This is a genomic window from Arthrobacter wenxiniae (assembly GCF_013376105.1).
GTDB lineage: Bacteria > Actinomycetota > Actinomycetes > Actinomycetales > Micrococcaceae > Specibacter > Specibacter wenxiniae.
Window position 1 is genome coordinate 1 of record NZ_JAAMFM010000048.1, and the last position, 17,879, is coordinate 17,879.

Here is a 17,879-nt window from a genome sequence, read left to right on the forward strand (position 1 = left end):
GAACCGTACAGGCGCGCGAAGTCTCACGATTAGGCCGAATTGACTAGGGGCTGTCCTGTGAATCATCGGGCCGGGTGTGTTAAACCTGTTGGGTGGTTGGACGAGGAGGACTGACAAACAAGGCGTGGGCGCGGATCGAGCCGCTGCTGCCGGCCTCCGGGCGGGGCGGAGAGTGGCGGGATCACCGGCAGGTGGTCAATGCGATCCTCTTCAAGCTGCGTACCGGTGCGCCTTGGCGGGACTTGCCCGAACGGTACGGGCCGTGGAAGACCGCGCACGAGCGGCTCCGGAAGTGGACCCTGGACGGGACTTGGCAGCGAATCCTTGACGAGGCGGTCGTCAAGGACGACACCACCCAAACCCCTCCCCGCGGCTACCGTAGACCGACAGCCACCCACCTCAACAGGGGGTACTTCAGAGATACAAGCCAATTTACGTTGCGTTGCAGCAGTACTGAAAGCGGATCAAGCGACCACGTAGGGGATACCATCTCGGTTCAGAATCCGTAATAGCTGTGCGTAGCGCTGCCCTTCCGGCCAGAACATCAGCAGCCGCTGCGCGCGGCTGGCGCCGACATAAAGAACGCGTCGCTGCTCTGAGTTGGTGTTGCGTTCCCAATCGTCGAGTGCATGTGAGTTGTTCCTGTGTGCCTTTGATGGGAGTGCTATTAGGATGGCGTCAAATTCGCCGCCCTTGACTTGGTGGATATTTGACCATTGCCAACCCAAGGAAGTTTCTGTGAAGAGACCATCAACTTGATTTATCCAAGGGGTCCACAGTTCGGCTCTTGGTTTAGGGAAGACCCTTTTTAATTGCGATTTCGGGATGAGTCCGAACTCGGCAAAGCCCACAGTGATGACGGCTGACAAAGAGGTTGCATAGTCGTCAGGGTTTTGCCACTGCTCACTTGCCGCCACAAGTCGTTTTGAAAGGACTCGAAGCGATGCAGGTTCGATCCCGAGGCTCGCTAGTGTCTCGTCCATGGTTGATGCCTGGGATACGCCCGGTTGCTCGACCGCTGATAGGAAAATTCGGCTAAGGGTTTCAAGCGCCGATAGGCGCTGAGCGGCAGTTCCTCGTCCGCGAAGTTCGAGTATTGCGTGCAGGACCCGTCGGGCGGAGGAGTTTCCTGTGAGCGCCGGTTGGTGATGAAGTAGACGTCTTGCTTCGGTGGTCCCATGGGCGAGTACTCGGGAATCTTGGGGGCTGATTCCGTTTCCCAGAAGGACAGTATTCGCCTTGGCCATGATGTCGTTTCGTTTGCCTTTAAGAATGTAAACGTGGGGTGAACCAGTCGGTGCCGAGTGAGACGCGACGACAGGCTCGGGTGAGATGCTTCGCAAACTCGTTACTACATCGCAGATTGCCTGCGTGGACCGGTGACATTCATTGAGGGGTGCAATAGCAGCGTCAGGTACAGTGGCTCGGAATTTTTGGTAGACGTCATCTGCTCCCGCTTGGCGGAACTGATAGATAGCTTGATCTGGATCAGCGACAGCCACGACGGCAAGTCCATGGTCTTGCAGAAGTTTTAGGAGTTGAATATCCGTCTCGTTGCAGTCTTGGAACTCGTCAACGATGAGCTCGGAGAACCGGCGGCGTAGGCGTTCCAAGATTCGAGTTTCTTCAGCGGTGTGAAGGATCCGTAGCGCGTAGTTGCGTGCAGTGTCGGCGCTCATGATTCCGGCAGTAGTCAAGATTCCGTGGCGAGTGGCGGCCTCAGCTGTGAGCTTCTTTTGAGTAAATGCAGGGAGATTGGTCCACATGGCGCGATCCGACCGAGACAAGCGTTTATCAACAATTTGGAACCGCCCATCTGGAGTCGGTTCGAACGCGGCTAGGGGAAGGCCTGTTCCACCTGCCGGTGGCCTCAACCGCGACCAGTGATCTGGTAGATCGTCCCATGAAGCCACATAACGAGGTTGTTTTCCTCTTGCGCGCACGAATGACGGCGTGGTGATAAATCGGTGAAAGAACGAATCAAAGGTTCCGACGAAGTTTGGGGGTTGGAGTAGTTGTGGCTGAGTCGCACAGCGCTTGCGTACTTCATCGACAGCACTGTTGGTGAACGAAACCAATGAGGCAAACTGGCCAGGCTCGGAGGCTACTTGCCGGTATCGCTCGACCACGGCCCTGGTCTTCCCCGATCCCGGGCCCGCCTCGATCAACCGAACTGCCGGAGCCAACGTCCTCAGCTGCTGCGTGCTGAGATATTCGTCGCTCATTGTTCCGCCACGAACCGGATTGCGTCCACGATGTAGGACGGGACAGTCAGTGGCTTGGTTCCCGCTTCATTTGCTAAAAGTGCGCCTTCTGCCACGACTTGGGCAAAGTCGCCTTTGCCGATATTGAGACACAATTTACCATCGGCTTTGCTGGTTGTCTTGATTGCGTCCCCAAACAGATCTGCACGCCCTGCCGGTGGCATGTCCTTCGCAGCCACTGACACAGCGTTCCAGCTGGTCTCGGACAACTTGTGCAGCTCCAGAAACGCTGTGCGAAGAATAGCCTCGTTATCTTTCTGGGCGAAGAGATCAGCTTCCAGTGTCCTTGTACCGACAAACACCTCCAATTGCTTGAGATTGACGGAATCGGAGAAGGCTTCTCGGTAAGTGTCCCGGCGTCCCTCTCCAGCTCCACCATCGGAATCAGTGATTACGGCAAGACGATCTAACCGATGGGTTTCTCCGTTCAGGAGGAGCTTCAAGTACGGTAGGAAGTCGACTCCGTCGACGGCGACAATTGACGCCGATTTGAACTGTCGAAGCGATGTGCGGTTGTGCTCATTGCGGTCTTCTCGGAGTTTTCGCTCTGCTGGAGTTTCCGCTTCAGCAGGAGGCGTCTGTGCGTAGACGATGCTCGCGAAGACGGGCATGAGGACACTTTCGGCGATGCCTTCGACTAGAACAACGTGGCGGGCAAAGAGTAGTGCAGCACGCGTGGTGTGGAGGTACCGGTCAATCTTACGAACATCAGGTTCGGAAAGGCCGATGCGCCCAATCGAAGTCACTCGGGTCGTCCACATACCCGCTACTTTTACAGGCTCATTACCGAACAACGCTTGTTTGTCTGCCTGTTCCTGTGATCGCAATTCATCGCTTTCACGGAGGTCGACAACTGGCTGCTGCACCCGCAATGGTGAAGTCGATACGCCAAGGGCGTGTCGGGTCACCACTCCGAGGTTGCTGACACTGACGGAGCTGGCTAAGACTGGTGAGTGCGTCGTTACGATCACTTGAATCTTTCCTGCAGGCCTTAGTTTAGCTAAGGGCATACCACTTTCGCGGGCACGGTTCATGAGGTAGTCCAGAAGGACTGTCTGCAGTTGAGGGTGTAAATGTGCCTCAGGCTCTTCGACCAGAAGTAACGTCAGGTCGTACTCAGATGCTCGTGAAAGCTGGAGGACGATCATCGAGATATACAGCAGGTTCGCATAACCTAGACCGACTTGTTCGATGCCACCAAGCTGGAGGCCATCCTCGGCCAGTTGTATACGAAGCAGCCGAGACAATCGACGCAATTCTTGCTGCCGGGACGCTATTCCCACGGTGTGAGCGCGGGATGGCGGAGTCGCATCGCCCATCTGGGCTTGAATAGTTGCCGATGCCGCCTTCGGCAGTTCATGGTCCGCAATAGCCGACAGCGCCTCGTTCGCGAAGGTCAGGAACTTCTCTTCGCCTTCCTCGTCCTTGTCGAGAAGCACCTTTAGGACCTCATAGAGCTGAGCTCCGTCGCCGCTGTCAAGATCTTTGACAGCATCGCGTAGAGGAGGTAAATAGACGTGAGCTATGCGCCGCCGGGTCGAAGGTTCTGGATCGTCAACGCTGGCGTCACCGATGGAAATCGATTGAACGTTCCGTCGAGGAATGTCTGCCGCTGTTGCCCATGCGGTCCCGAAAACAAGCTTGTCATCACCGTCCACTAGGTGCGCCATATAAATCGCCTGCTCAGCCTCGGAAAGACCCGTGAAGGTTAGCTTCACTGATACTTCTGCGCCTTCGGACGCAGCGCGATGAACGTCACGCTCTCGGTCGAACCACAGAGTGGATCGCCCAGATGCGGGATAGGTAGCCAGCCGAAGCCCGTCTACCAAGGCGCTCTTGCCTGCTGCGTTCTCCCCAACCAGCACCGTCAAGTTTGGATCGAGATGTAGGGACGTATCCCCGCAGGCTCGGTAGTTAGAAAGGTTGAGTTGTGACAGCCACATGATTCCCCCGATTGCACTTGAGACTACTTCAGCGAAGCCGAAGGTAGCTCAATTTTGCCACTGATGTCGTGTCACCGCTTCCTTAGCCCCACTTTGCGGAGCAACTAGATCTTTGAGCTCGCAAATGATTCGTTGGGTCCTCAATGGGTCCCATTTCAGGTACATGGATTGCGGCAGCTCGGATGGATCGAGAGTAAAATGAGAAGCGACAGCGTTGATGGCTGATCGGCTGTATTCGAGGCCGCTTGGCCGTCGGTCGGGAATTCCCACCACGTCATACAAAACTCATCCTTATCAGTGCAAAGTGGAGAGTGTTTAGTATCACTCGTTGTTGCAATAACCTCATACAGGAACAGGCCAAAATGGTCTATATGCAACTCAAAATGGCCGCTTGTTGGTCAAGGGGGGGTCATGGGTTCGAATCCCATAGGAGGCCCATCAGTGGTCAATGGTCGTCGGCAGTGCTCAAAATTCCCGGAATTGCGGGGATTTTGGGCAGTGGGAGGGCGTCCTTCAGGGGGATGGGCGCCTTGGAATGCGGCGGTCGTCGGCCCGAATCGAACTGGGACCCTCGGGCTTAGCAGTGCCAAAAAGACCGGATTTACGCGGTTTTTTGGACAGTGGCGGGGTGGCTTTCCACCCCGCCACTGCACACTTAAGGGCCTTACATGTCGAACGCAACGGTCGTCGGTTCGAATGAGCCATTGGGTGGGGGTGGTGCCGCTGACCTGCGGCGTTGCTGAGGGGGAGTGGCCCCGGGATATGCCATTCTGGGCGTGCTCATTAAAAACACATTAAATTGATCCCCTGCCGTATTGGGTTGGTCCTTTCAGGAAAAATCGTGCGGTTCTCGCGACCATACCGGGTATCGAGCCGACGAGATGGCCCGTTTCCCTAGAGTTGTGAGGCGCCAGTGGTGTCGCCGTTGGGGCACGCGCCTTCATCGGGCAATTTTGCGGGCTGGTCTTACGGGAATCGGAGGCCTACTTCGGTTTTGCAAGATGCTCGAGCGAGGCCCTCTGGCGCCGATGGCGTCGTCTGCCGGGCTCCTTATTCGGATACGCGGGACTTTCCTGTCCTTGCAGATGTGCAACAGTCCGGCACCCGCTGAGGGGTGCCGGACTGTTGTCGGGTCGGTCTGGGGATCCCGGGCTGCGGGGCTCCGAGAGTGCGGTGCGGCTTAGGAAGGATCCGCGGGTGCCTCCACTTCGGGCTGGGGATCCGAGAGGGTCTTCGGGACGGTGTCCTCGAACTGGGGGAGGGCGTTCAGATACTCCACCACCGAATCCGTGGACTCCACGTCACCGAATTTGTTGTCGATGTCGTAGAGGTTCCACTGCACGACGCCCGGGACACGGTCGCCGATGGTCTCCCTGGGGATGATCGGGCGGAAGCCCTTCGCGATCGCGTCCTCGACGGTGTGGCGCACGCACCCGGCCGCGGTCGCGCCGGTCACAATCAGGGTGTCGATGCGGTTGGAGGTCAGGAAAAGTTCGAGGTTTGTCCCTGGGAACGCCGAGGCGCGGTTCTTCTGGATCACGACCTCGCCTTCTGCGGGCGCGATGCGGTCATCGATCTGCGCCCAGTAGGAATCCGCCGGAAGCGTCTCCGTGGGGATCTTCGAGTACCACAGGCCCATGTCGTTCGTCCCGGAGGTGGCGTCGCGGTTGCGATACACGTTCGTGGTGTAGAAGACCGGGACCCCCTTGGCGCGCGCGGCCTCGTTGATCCGCTGCACGTTCGGGATGATCGTCTCCATGCCCGGGCAGCTGAAGGGGTGGCCCGGACGGGTCCAAGCATTCGCGAGGTCGATGTGGATGACGGCGGGGCGGTTGCCGTAGCCGATCCGACGCTTGAAACCGCGCTCATTGTAGATGCTGGTTCCGGCTTCGAACGCTTCTTCCAGCACTGCTGCAAGACGGGCTTCGATGTCGTTGAACGTCTCTGTCATTTCAGTCATGGTTCTCTCCACTCTCTCGGCTATGGTGTTTCTAGCATAGCAACTGGGTTGCTGTAGTTGATACTGTAGCGCACGTATCGGCCCAGCACCAGAGATGCGCAGAATCTGAGTTTCCATCGGACCAACTGTTCGGTGGGGTGCGAGCATCGACGAGTGCGTCACTCCGGCGGCCTGGTAAGGGCCGCTTTGCGGCCGCAGCGCCACGGCTGGTCACAATCCGAGCGAGAACAGTACTGCCTGCCCGGGGGAGGGAGTGTCGGTCGGAGCGAACAGCCTTCGGGCGACGTTCCGCCCCGCCATGATCAGCAACCCGGCAGCAAAGTTGGTAGACGGCCCCAGCAGAAGGCCGACTGGTTCCAGGATTGGCCACCCGTCAGCGCCATGGCGATCGGCGAGCCGCCAATGGTGGTCGCCACTTGGCCGGCGCCGTTGATGACGGACCCGCGTGTCGCCCGGGCATGCACCAGGTAGCTCAATCATCCGCATGGTCGGGCTGCCCGGGGGGTATCGGTGTCGACAAGCGCATCACCGGAGCGCTTGCCGGCGGGCTGACGTGGACCACGAAAAGATTCTCCTGGAACGACGCGCCCATTTTAGCCGACTGAATGCTGTTGGGGACACTCACTGAGTCGCGCATGGTGCATCAGCACCAGTCGCAGGGCGGGAAATAGTCTTGAAGGGAACTTCTTGTTTGTTGCTGAGAAAGCAACTACATTTATCTCCTAGAGACACAAAGGAGATCTGCATCACACTTGAGCTTGGACTTTTACAGGAGTCTTCCGGGGTCCGCGTCACTTCCAAGGAGTTAAGACATGAGTCAGGGCCTCAACGCCGAGCTGAACGAACTGGACTTGAAGCGCCGCGAGGCCGTCGGAGACGGGTACCGTCGTCTGGAACTCCTTGGACATCAACTCCACGTTCAATGTCGTTGGATCACTCTTGAATATCACCGAGTACCTGAACCACGTACGCAAGTTCGACGAGACCAGTACCCCGTAGAACCTGCACACATCCGCACCACGCCACGCGGGTGCCGGCACCACCGTCGGCACCAGCTCCACACTTCCTCACCCGGCCGATATGCATTCTCCCGGGAAGAGAACGTTGAAACACAACGCACGTGCCTTTCGGGCACCCCACTCCGGGAGAAACAATGCAATCTGCAATGACCTCATCGCCTGTCCCGTCCAGTCCCGCCACGCTCCGCAAGGTCACCATCGCGGCAGCGGCCGGCACGGTCGTGGAATGGTTTGACTTTGCCATCTACGGTTTCCTCGCCCCCATCATCGCCAAGGTATTTTTCCCTGGCGAAAACCACATCGTTGGGCTGTTGCAAACTTTCGCGGTATTCGCCGTCGCCTTTGCCCTGCGCCCGGTGGGAGGAGCATTCTTCGGGATGCTCGGCGACCGGATCGGCCGCAAACGCGTGTTGGCCCTGACGGTTATGCTCATGTCCGGCGCCACGGTGGCCATGGGTATTCTCCCCGGCTATGCAACCATTGGCGTGTGGGCCGCCGTGTTGCTGACGCTGGCCCGAAGCCTTCAGGGATTCTCTGCCGGTGGGGAATATGCCGGTGCCGTCACCTATGTAATCGAACACGCACCGCCCACACAACGCTCCCGGTACAGCAGCTGGATGCCCGCCGCGACATTTGGCTCCTTCGCCGTGGCCGCCCTGCTGTGCTACCTGCTCACCGCAAACCTCTCCACCGAGGCCATGAACGGATGGGGCTGGCGAATCCCCTTCCTGGTGGCAGGACCCATGGGCCTGGTGGCCTTCTACATCCGGCGCCGGCTCCAGGAAAGCCCGCTGTTTGCCGAAATCGCGGACGAGTCCAAGACCACCCACGCCCGCCTCGGAACCACCCTGCGCCAGCAGTGGCGCCCCATGTTGACACTGGGCGGCTACATCAGCCTCACCGCCCTGTCCTTCTACACGTTTTCCACGTACATGACCACGTTCCTGCGCGAGGTGGTCCTGCTGCCAGCGGACCAAGTCCTCATGACAAATGTGGCCGCCCTGGCCTTTGCCGCTGGCCTGTCCCCAGTGCTGGGCCGGGTGTGCGACAGGGTGGGCCGCAAGGCCATGATGACGGCGTCGTCCATACTGCTGGGCGCCCTCGCGGTGCCCGCCTACCTGCTGGCCAGCCAGGGCGGGCTGGCCAATGCCTTCCTCGGCCAGATCCTGCTCGCCACAGGTGCAGTGGCAGCGAACGTCGTCACCGCAGTCCTGCTCTCCGAGGTCTTCCCGACCGCGGTGCGCTACACCGCCTCCGCGATCACCTACAACGTCAGTTACGCCGTCTTCGGCGGCACGGCGCCGTTCGTAGCGACGTTCCTGATCGCCACCACCGGCAACAAACTAGCCCCCGCCCTGTACCTGACCGTCATTGCCGCCGGAGCACTCATCGCAACGTACCTGATCCCGGAGACATCCAAGCGCTCCCTGTCCGAAGGGCCCTTAACACCCAAGGCCGCAAAAACGGCCAGGGCCCGAACACACTAGGGCACGGTGGCCACCAGCAACGGCGTGGAATACTCAAGTGAACGGAGTTGCGATTCTCTTGATCCGTGAAGGCTGGCTACAGGCCCACCAAGCTGCCCGTCGGCAATAAGGACTACGGCAATACGTCTCACACCGAATTTGGGGGTCACGCTTCAAGCCCTTCATGGTCACGAACAAGGGGCGGGTTGGGGAATACTGAGCCCTATCTGTGGACAGCGTTCTTCAGAATTGACGGGACAATTCAGCGCGGTAAGTCGGAGCTTGCGAGAGTTGTGCAGACGACTTCGGACATTCTGTGCACTCGACTTCTGAAAATGACATCTGCTGTGAATCACAGCGCTATTTGGCGTCATTCTGAGCCATTCGGACTCAGGCAAGAGGGAACATGTCGTCTTCCAGAGTTGATTGCACACGCTGCCGTGGCCGGGAGCCGAATGCGGAAGGACTCCGCCAGGGAAGGGTGCGCCAGGGAGATGGCAGGGCTGTGTTGCCGTCGCGCAGGAATCTTCCGTGTCTTCGCCCGGACTGCGGCATATGATGACCAAAGAGTGGCGGGATTGGTTAGGCAGCGCGAAAGGATGCAGATGGCGGGCAGGCCGAGGCAGGACGAGGGGCAGGTCCAGGGAGCTGCGGCCTCGCTGCTCAACGGTCTTGCTGTATTGGAAGCCTTTTCTGTTCAAAAGCCCGTTCTTGGTGTGACTGAGGTTGCTCAGCTGGTGGGCCTCCACAAGAGCACTGTGTCACGCATTCTTGGCGGTCTAACTGAAGCTGGATATGTCCAGAGGGATGAAGAGACGGGCCGCTATAAGCTCGGACTGGGCCTCATCGCGCTGTCCGGCCCTTTACTGGCAGACCTGGATGTCCGCCGTGCTGCAGTTCCGTATTTGGAGCAGTTGACCGAAAGCACGAAAGAGACCAGCGCAATCTCGGTCTGGAATGGCCATGAGGCCATAGTCGTGGAGCAGGTTGCCAGCCCGTATCAGGTCAAGCACACTGCCGCCATCGGAACCCGGTACAACAAATTCGAGAGTTCCTCGGTGCGGGTCTTCCTGGCGGAGCTGGCCCCGGCCCTGGCGACCGGACTGATCGAATCCGGGCGGATACTACGCACGGCCGAAGACGGGTTGCCGTTGGACCACACGGCCCACCTGCAGGACGTTGCACGTCTGGCATACGCCGTCAATGACGGTTCGACTGCCGAAGAGGAGTTTGGGGTCTCCGCTCCGGTCCGGGATTACCGAGGCAAGGTGGTTGGGTGCATTACTGCATCGGCCCCGCGTTCCCGCGTGCTCAAACAGGCCTCAAGGGAGACTCTGGTTCAAGCCGTACAAAATTCTGCCACGAAAATATCCATTCGCTTGGGCTGGTCGGCCGCGATCTGAGCCCTGGGAAGGAATCAAACCTGGCAGTCCCCGTTTCGACAACGAATCCGACCGGGTCAAGCGTACGGAACTTCGCTTCGAGGCCGGTTCAGCCAACGCTTTGCAGGCGAATCGTCGACCATTTTTGCCAGCCGAGCCCTGCTGGAACTATCAGGTTCCAGGAACGGCGCAGTTCCCGAGAAGGGCGGTCTGGCGGAGCCAGCATCGCCGCGTCTTCGGTTCCGGTGAGGCATTGGCCATGACGATCGATCTGGTGTCGGTCATGGGCTGGCGGACCGCCGAGGAAAGCGGCTCGCAGACCAGCCGGATGTTGCCCGGGCTTCAGTCGCGGCCTTCGCCTCGCCTTGGCTGCTGGAGGTAATGGTGGCGGTTGCTTCCCCGGGGGAGCCGTAGTGGCAGTCAGTGCACTGGCGTTGCTTCCCCCGGCCGGCTGCCCAGCCGTGCCGACACGCGTTCGGCGGCCTGTAGCACGGCGTCGCGCAGGATGGACTGACTCCGTTGGTGCTGCACTCGGGAGCGGGGCGCGCTGGCTGTGATGCAGCCGACGACGGCGCCCCGGTAGTCCCGAACAGGTGCGGAGATACCGTATTCCTCGTAAGTAGTCTCGCCGTCGTTGACGGCGAAGCCGTGGTCCCGTACGTCGGCCAGTCGTTGGTGGGCAGGGTCCTCGAGCCCTCGGTATCCCTCTTGCAGCACAATCCGGCCGGCCAGAAGGCGGTCGGTCTCCTCCGGTGGCAGTTCGGCTAGGAACACGCGGACCGAGGAGCTTGCGAACTTGTTGTACCGGGTGCCGATCGCCGCGCTGTGCTTGACCTGGTGTGGGCTGGCTACCTGTTCCACGACGATCGCGTTGGTGCCGTTCCAGACGGCGATCGCGGCCGTCTCAGCGGTGGCTTCGGTGAGTTCTTCGAGGTGGGGTAGGGCGGCACGGCGGACGCCGAGTTCGGCGAGCAGCGGTCCGGCCAGGCCGATCATCCCGAGTCCGAGACGGTACCGTCCGGTATCGTCGTCGCGCTGGACGTATCCGGCTTCATCCAGGCCGGTGAGCATCCGGGAGACGGTGCTCTTGTGCAGGCCGACGAGCTCGGAGATCTCCGTGACGCCCAGGAGGGATCTCCTGGCGACGGAGAAGGCTTCGAGGACCGTTAGACCGTTGAGCAGCGAGGCTGCCGCCCCTTGCGGTTTGTCAGTGGTGGTTTGTGGGTCCAGCATCAGTTCTCCCTCTTCAGGCGCTAGCGCAGTCGGCCGTAACAATCATCGTACGGTGTGCCCCATCGACCTCTGGCCGGAGGCTGAATCGCCACCCGCTGCGGGCACGCCACAGCGCGGCCCAGAAAATCCAGGACCGCGCCGTGGTGCGAGGTGAGGTTCCGATCAGGCCACGGGGGCGGCCGACGCGGCGCTTGAATCCGCGCTTGTGGTACTCCTTCGTGTAGGCCTGGAAGACCTTCTCCAGCAGGCTCGCGAGTTCGGCCTCAAGCTGCTCGTGGTTGTTCTCGGACATGATCGTGACTCCTTTCTACCAATAGGGGCAACGTCTATGGGGTGGACCAAACAACGGGGTCCGGGGATTCCCTCTCAACTAGATTGTTGCTATGTCATCACGGTCATTGCTGTTTGCGCAATGTACAGCCCCCTTTTGGCGGTTTAGCAGAAATTCCTCCCCGCCTCCGCGTGGCCCGCGGGCGCCCTGGAGGAGGTTTTTCGAAGGCCAGCAACTCACCAACAGCGCCTGCAGAGGGTTGAGCGGCGAGGGTCTTTGTCTGAACCAATGAAATGTCCGACAAGAGGTCGGGGGCCGTGCCCTTACGTACCCGTCGTATTCGGAGTGGATGCAGAAGGGGCGTTTCAAAAAAGATCCGTTAGGTATTGCATGTTGCTCCCATGGGAACTAGATTGCTTACTAAGCAACCATGTGAGCCAAGACACATCGGATTGTGGGACCGGACCCCCGGCCCAGCGGACTCGAGTTCCAATCCCCGGTCAGAGCTGATCGGCCGAGCGGTCCCGTCCTTCCCTTCAACATAGTCCTGAACCCAACTTCCGAAAGGACCCCAGAATGAAGCGCATCGGAGTAGACGTCGGCGGCACCTTTACCGACTTGTATTTTTCGGACGACGACCAGCGCATCGCCGTTGTGGAAAAGGTTCCCTCCACCCCGCACGACCCATCCGAAGCCGTGATCAACGGCATCAAGATGCTCTGTGAGAAGGCCGGAGTCTCGCTTTCGGAGATTGACCAGCTGGTGCACGGGACCACGGTCGCCACGAACACTGCCCTGACGCACACCGGTGCGGAGGTCGGGATGATCACCACCGAAGGTTTCCGGGACATCCTGCACATCGCCCGTCACAAGAAGCCGCACAACTTCTCCCTCCAGCAGGATCTGCCGTGGCAGACCAAGCCCCTGATCAAGCGCCGCCACCGGCTCACCGTCAAGGAGCGCATCACGGCACCGAACGGCGACGTCCTGGTTCCCCTGGACGAGGACGAGGTCCGTGAGCGCGTTCGCGAGCTGAAGGCGGCCGGAGTCGAGGCCATCGCCGTATGTCTGCTGCATTCCTACCTGAACCCCGCCCACGAGCAGCGGATCGGGGAGATCGTCAACGAGGAATTCCCCCAGGCATACCTGTCCCTCTCCAGCGAGATTGTGCCCCTGTACCGGGAGTATGAACGGTTTTCCACCACGGCGCTCAATGCCTATGTCGGACCCCGGGTCTCGCGTTACCTGCACCGGTTGCAGGAGCAGGCCGAAGGCCTCGGTTACAAGCGGGAGATCCTGTTGATGCAGTCCTCCGGCGGTATGGTCCCGATCAAGGAGGCTGCCAAGCGGCCCGTCACACTGATGATGTCCGGACCGGTCGGCGGACTGATCGGCGGCATGTGGGCCGGTCGTCAGTCCGGCTTCGAGAACGTTGTCACGCTGGACATCGGTGGTACCTCTGCGGACATCGGGGTGGCTTACCAGGGTGAACTGCGCATGCGTCACCTGCTGGACACCAAGATCGGCGACCACCAGGCCATGGTTCCCATGGTGGACATCGACACCATCGGTGCCGGCGGCGGCTCCATCGCATATGTAGACGCCGGCGGGGTCTTCCGCGTCGGTCCCCAGTCGGCCGGCGCCGTTCCGGGCCCGGTCTGTTACGGCCGCGGCGGTACGGAGCCGACGTCGACCGACGCCCAGATGCTGCTGGGCCGCATGCGCCCTGACCGCGTCCTGGCAGGCTCGGGTATGGATCTGGATCTCGAGGGTGCCCGTAAGGCGATGGAAGGTCTCGCGGAAAAGCTGAACATGTCGGTGGACCAGGCCGCCCTCGGCGCCCTGCAGATCCAGAAGTTCGGCATGACCCAGGCGATCGAGCAGAACTCCGTTCGCCGCGGCTACGACCCGCGGGACTTCACCCTCGTCGCCGCCGGCGGCGCCGGCGCACTGTTCGCCTGCGAGATCGCCGCGGAACTGGAGGTTCCGAAGGTCTTGATCCCGGCCCACCCCGGCATCATGGCTGCGACGGGCCTGCTGGCGACCGACGAGAAGTACGAGTTCGTCGCGACCAACCGGTTCACGTTCGCGAGCGCGGACCCTGCCGCCATCCAGGCCTCCTACGAACAGCTGGAGCGCGACGCCAACGCCCAGCTCGATGCCGAGGACGTGCCAGCCGAGCGCCGCAAGCTTGAATGGCTCGCCGACGCCCGTTACGAGGGCCAAGGATACGAGATCCGCTTCACTGCCCCCGTGGGGCCGGTAAACCAGGCCTGGCTGGAGAAGGCTGAGGCAGCCTTCCACGACGCTCACTTCGAGGAGTACGGCCACCGCTTCAAGAACGGCACGGTGGAAGTCATCAACATCCGTGTTGACGCCAGCGCTGTCATGGATGACCTGCCCACGCCGGAAGCGACGAAATCCGGTTCCCTCCAGGACGCCCTGGTGGAAATCCGCCCGGTGACCTTCGAGCAGGATGGCAAGCCGGCCACGTTGGAGACGAGCTTCTATGACCGGGACAGGATGGGCGTGGGAATCACCTTCACCGGTCCGGCGATCATCGAGCAGTACGACTCCACGACAGTTATTCCTCCGGGATTCTCCGGAGCGGTGGATTTGGCCGGCAACCTTGTCATCGACTGCCCGGCAGTCACCCAGAGTGCCGAGAAGCTGGCCACCCCGATCCTGATGCGCGTCATCGGGGGCGCCCTGAACTCCGCGGCCAAGGAAATGGCCTCGGTGCTGTTCCGCATGGCCTATTCCTCAATCATCCGCGAGTCCGAGGACCTCGGCGCAGGGTTGTTCGACAAGGACGGCAACGTGCTGGCCGAGTCCGACTCCACGCCAATGTTCATGGGCTCCATGCCCAAGATCGTCAAGGGCGTGATCTCCGTCCTCGCCGACGACATCCACGAGGGTGACATCATCTTGCACAACGATCCGTATCTGGGCGCAACGCACTCTCCCGACGTGGCGATCATCGAACCGATTTTCCACAACGGGGAACTCGTCGGCTTCGCCGGGGCCTCCGGCCAGCTGATCGACAACGGTGGCGCATACTCCGGGCTGATGGTGGACATCCAGGACATCCAGTCCGAAGGCACCATCTTCCGGGCCGTCAAGATCTCGGAGAAGGGCGTCCGCCAGGAATCGCTGATTCGGCACATCCTCAACAACACCCGCACACCCACCTCCAACGAGGGCGACTTCCAGGCCATGATCGCCGCCTGCGAGCTGGCCAAGACCCGCTACCTCGCTCTCATCGACCGCTACGGCTTCGGCGCGGTTCGCGACGCCGGCCAGAGCTGGATCGACTACTCCGAGCGGATGCTGCGCCAGGAGATCGCCAAGATTCCGGACGGCGAGTACGGGCCCGAACTGGGCTACCTGGACGACGACGGCCGCAACTACGGCAAGAAGCTGCCCATCGCGGTGAAGGTGATCGTAAAGGGCGACGAGATCACCTACGACCTCACCGGGTCCTCCGAACAGGTACCCACCGCCTACAACTGCGCCTTTGAGGGCACGACGGTCTCGGCATTCACCTTTATCACCCGCATGATATTCCTGGACGAGGTCGCCTTCCCGGTGTTTGTGCCGCAGAACGAGGGCATGCTCAAGCCGTTGAAGGTGATCGCCCCGGAGGGCACCATTTTCAACCCTACGTACCCGGCTGCGACCTTCTCGCGGTTCTCCCAGGTACAGCGCGCCGTCGACCTGGCCCTCCGGGCCCTCGCCCCCGTCATCCCCGAGCGCGTCACCGCCGGCAACTCCGCCCACATCCACTTCATCTCTTACTCCGGATGGGACCAGAAGCAGGGCGAGTACTGGGTCTACCTCGAGGTCAACGAGGGCTCCTACGGCGCCCGCGCCACCAGCGACGGGCCGGACTCCGTGGACAACCTCATCGCCAACACCCGCAACAACCCGATCGAGGAGCTCGAGTGGCGGTTCCCGATGCGCACCGACCGTTATGAACTGCGTTCCGAGCCGGCGGCGGCCGGCGAGTTCCGCGGCGGCATCGGCATCGTCCGGGAGAACACGTTCCTGACCGACACCGCGATCACCTGCGAGGGGGAACGCCACGAGTCAGATGTTCCGTGGGGCGCCTTCGGCGGCCACGACGGCCTCAACGGCTCGCTCGTGAAGAACGTCGGCCGGGCTGGCGAGGAGCACTGGCCGTCCAAGGTCACCGGTCGTCAGCTGCTGGCCGGCGACTCTCTCCAGATCACCGTGCCTAGCGGTGGCGGCTTCGGTGACCCGCACAAGCGGGACCCGCTGAAGGTCCTCGAGGACGTGCTGGACGGCTTCACGACCGCCGAGGCGGCCACCCGAGACTACGGCGTGGTCCTCAGGGAGGTCAACGGCCAGCTCACGGTCGACCTGAAGGCAACCGCCGAACGCCGCGAGGTTTTGGTCTCCGAACTCAGCTCGGCAATCTGAGACCGGAGCAGCAGTGAGGGGCGGTCTGGGGGCCAGCGAGTGACTCTGGCCTCGAGGCCGCCCCTTCGTTTTGTCCCCATCGCATCCTCATCACATCGCCCAACCATCCCCGTGACTTAGGAACCGTTATGTCCACTGCCCCAACCTTTCAATTTGTCGAGTCTGATGTCAGGCCCAAGGACGTCCGACTGGCCACCTGGATTTGCTTCTTCGCCTGGACGTTCGCCGTCTATGACTTCGTCCTATTCGGCAACCTGCTGCCGAAGCTAGCCGCAGACCTCGGCTGGAGGGCGGCCCAGTCCACGGGGATCAATACCTGGGTGACCGCCGGCACTGCACTCGTGGCCTTCGCAATCGGCCCCATCGTCGACCGGATTGGCCGCCGCAAGGGCATCCTGATCGCCGTGGCCGGTGCCGCCGTCGCCTCCCTGCTGACCGCCACTGTCGGCTGGGTCGTCGGCATCGCCGCCGGCCTGGGGATCGTTTTCCTGGTGCTCGTGCGTTCCCTTGCCGGCCTCGGGTACGCCGAACAGGCCATCAACGCGGCCTACCTCAACGAGATGTTCGCCCACAGCCACAGCGATCCCGCCAAGGCCCGCCGCCGCGGACTGATCTACTCGCTCGTCCAGTCCGGCTGGCCGGTCGGCTCCGTACTGGCTGCCGGGTCCGTCTACCTGCTGTTCCCCATCGGCGGTTGGGCGCTCTGCTTCGCCGTGGCCGCCATCCCCGCCGTATTCATCATCATCGCCGGACGCTGGCTCAAAGAGAGCCCCCAGTTCGGCCACCGTCACCAAATCGACAAGATGATGAAGGACGGTCGAGTGGAAGAGGCACAGCAGCTCGGTAAAAAATACGGGATCGACGTCTCGGAGAAGGCCAGCCCACTCATCTCGGTCTTCCGCGGGGAATCGCTGCGGTCCACCTTGACCATCGGCGGGGCCTTCCTGCTGAACTGGCTGGGCGTCCTGTCCTTCTCAATCCTCGGCACGTCACTGCTCACGGCACCGGATGGCAAGAACGTGGCATTCAATAACGCGCTGCTTGTCCTGGTCATTTCCAATGCCACGGCCTTCGCCGGCTACCTGTTCCACGGCTGGCTGGGCGACCGGATCGGGCGCCGCAACGCGATCGGCATCGGTTGGATCCTGTGTGCCATCTCCTTCTTCACCATGCTCCAGGCACCGAACGGGAACTTCCCGCTCATCATCGGCCTATACAGCGCGGGGCTGTTCTTCCTCATCGGCCCCTTCTCCGCCCTGCTGTTTTTCACCGGCGAAAGCTTTCCCGTCCACACCCGCGCCACCGGCAGCTCCATAATCAACGCTTCCGGCCAAGTTGGGGCAATCATCGGCGGCCTGCTCATCACCGCCACCCTCGCTGCCGGAGCCGGCTGGATCAACGCCACCCTCTGGTGGGGTGTGATCCCCATCCTCGCCTCCGGCCTACTCATCTTCGCCGCCCGGAACGTCGACCCCAGCAAGGTCCGCAAGGACTGACAAGCACGAACTCCCACACCACAAACACCATCCGCCGGGCGAGGACTCCTGACCCAGAGAGTTCTCGCCCGGCGGATGGCATTAACTCCCTTCAAGCACTGGACTCTGATTCGCGGACACACCCCGCCCCCAACAGGCCCCCGCGCGCCCCTTGGGCTGCACCCTGGTCAGTTGGTCTGTGTCCATGCCGAAATGTGGACGTGGCTGGTGGCGACACCGTCCTTATTCGGCGCAGCGAGGGACACCCCAGTCGATCGTCAGCGATACGCAACCCCAAGCCAACGAGTGAGTTTCGACAGTCCACCAACCGATCGGCTGACCGACAGACCGACAGACACGGTGCTTCCGGATCCAAAGAATCTTGCAGGTAACTGCACAAAATGACAGCCCGCCTTGAGAAAC

General features: G+C 61.1%; 10 protein-coding genes and 1 pseudogene. 5 read left to right on the top strand and 6 right to left on the bottom strand.

What is annotated here, in order from left to right; translation table 11 throughout:
- Window positions 1-92: 92 nt before the first annotated feature.
- Window positions 93-350 (top strand): annotated as a pseudogene (locus G6034_RS20025) (transposase); the annotation flags it as partial.
- Window positions 351-464: 114 nt separating this feature from the next.
- Here the strand turns inward: G6034_RS20025 and G6034_RS18960 are convergent.
- The 4 genes from G6034_RS18960 to G6034_RS18975 all read right to left on the bottom strand — a co-directional run bounded on the left by G6034_RS18960 (window position 465) and on the right by G6034_RS18975 (window position 7,228).
- Window positions 465-2,225, bottom strand: coding sequence for a UvrD-helicase domain-containing protein (locus G6034_RS18960; RefSeq protein WP_176636660.1), 1,761 nt, complete (start codon window positions 2,223-2,225; stop codon window positions 465-467).
- Window positions 2,222-4,207, bottom strand: coding sequence for an ATP-dependent nuclease (locus tag G6034_RS18965; protein ID WP_176636661.1), 1,986 nt, complete (start codon window positions 4,205-4,207; stop codon window positions 2,222-2,224). Before G6034_RS18965 ends, G6034_RS18960 begins: the two co-directional genes overlap by 4 nt.
- A 1,180-nt stretch (window positions 4,208-5,387) precedes the next feature.
- The gene (locus tag G6034_RS18970) at window positions 5,388-6,167 is read right to left on the bottom strand and encodes an N-carbamoylsarcosine amidohydrolase (RefSeq protein ID WP_176636662.1); all 780 of its coding nucleotides are present in this window, start codon (window positions 6,165-6,167) and stop codon (window positions 5,388-5,390) included.
- 791 nt (window positions 6,168-6,958) lie between these two features.
- Window positions 6,959-7,228 (bottom strand): hypothetical protein, encoded by a 270-nt coding sequence (locus tag G6034_RS18975; protein ID WP_176636663.1) that lies wholly within the window; start codon window positions 7,226-7,228, stop codon window positions 6,959-6,961.
- A 104-nt stretch (window positions 7,229-7,332) separates the two neighbouring features.
- Between G6034_RS18975 and G6034_RS18980 the strand changes: the two genes are divergently transcribed.
- Window positions 7,333-8,673, top strand: a complete 1,341-nt coding sequence (locus G6034_RS18980) for an MFS transporter (protein WP_176636664.1) — start codon at window positions 7,333-7,335, stop codon at window positions 8,671-8,673.
- Between the two features lie 584 nt (window positions 8,674-9,257).
- On the top strand, window positions 9,258-10,055 hold the full coding sequence (locus G6034_RS18985) for an IclR family transcriptional regulator (protein ID WP_218064081.1): 798 nt from the start codon (window positions 9,258-9,260) through the stop codon (window positions 10,053-10,055).
- Between the two features lie 399 nt (window positions 10,056-10,454).
- On the opposite strand, the gene G6034_RS18990 is transcribed toward G6034_RS18985, so the two are convergent.
- Complete coding sequence (locus G6034_RS18990) at window positions 10,455-11,267, bottom strand: IclR family transcriptional regulator (protein WP_176636665.1); 813 nt, start codon at window positions 11,265-11,267, stop codon at window positions 10,455-10,457.
- A 13-nt stretch (window positions 11,268-11,280) separates the two neighbouring features.
- The gene (locus tag G6034_RS18995; RefSeq protein ID WP_176636666.1) at window positions 11,281-11,559 is read right to left on the bottom strand and encodes a hypothetical protein; all 279 of its coding nucleotides are present in this window, start codon (window positions 11,557-11,559) and stop codon (window positions 11,281-11,283) included.
- A gap of 555 nt (window positions 11,560-12,114) precedes the next feature.
- On the opposite strand from G6034_RS18995, the gene G6034_RS19000 reads away from it, so the two are divergent.
- A complete protein-coding gene (locus G6034_RS19000; RefSeq protein ID WP_176636667.1) occupies window positions 12,115-15,981 on the top strand; it encodes a hydantoinase B/oxoprolinase family protein in 3,867 nt (1,288 codons plus the stop codon).
- Window positions 15,982-16,109: 128 nt separating this feature from the next.
- Window positions 16,110-17,477: an MFS transporter gene (locus G6034_RS19005; protein ID WP_176636668.1), complete on the top strand. Its 1,368-nt coding sequence runs from the start codon at window positions 16,110-16,112 to the stop codon at window positions 17,475-17,477.
- Window positions 17,478-17,879: the final 402 nt, after the last annotated feature.

What these genes read in the sequence shown, in the direction of transcription:
- G6034_RS19000 (WP_176636667.1), top strand. Translation starts at nt 12,115, where the DNA reads ATGAAGCGCATCGGAGTAGACGTCGGCGGCACCTTTACCGACTTGTAT.
- G6034_RS18960 (WP_176636660.1), bottom strand. Translation starts at nt 2,225, where the DNA reads ATGAGCGACGAATATCTCAGCACGCAGCAGCTGAGGACGTTGGCTCCG.
- G6034_RS19005 (WP_176636668.1), top strand. Translation starts at nt 16,110, where the DNA reads ATGTCCACTGCCCCAACCTTTCAATTTGTCGAGTCTGATGTCAGGCCC.
- G6034_RS18985 (WP_218064081.1), top strand. Translation starts at nt 9,258, where the DNA reads ATGGCGGGCAGGCCGAGGCAGGACGAGGGGCAGGTCCAGGGAGCTGCG.
- G6034_RS18995 (WP_176636666.1), bottom strand. Translation starts at nt 11,559, where the DNA reads ATGTCCGAGAACAACCACGAGCAGCTTGAGGCCGAACTCGCGAGCCTG.
- G6034_RS18980 (WP_176636664.1), top strand. Translation starts at nt 7,333, where the DNA reads ATGACCTCATCGCCTGTCCCGTCCAGTCCCGCCACGCTCCGCAAGGTC.
- G6034_RS18970 (WP_176636662.1), bottom strand. Translation starts at nt 6,167, where the DNA reads ATGACTGAAATGACAGAGACGTTCAACGACATCGAAGCCCGTCTTGCA.
- G6034_RS18965 (WP_176636661.1), bottom strand. Translation starts at nt 4,207, where the DNA reads ATGTGGCTGTCACAACTCAACCTTTCTAACTACCGAGCCTGCGGGGAT.
- G6034_RS18990 (WP_176636665.1), bottom strand. Translation starts at nt 11,267, where the DNA reads ATGCTGGACCCACAAACCACCACTGACAAACCGCAAGGGGCGGCAGCC.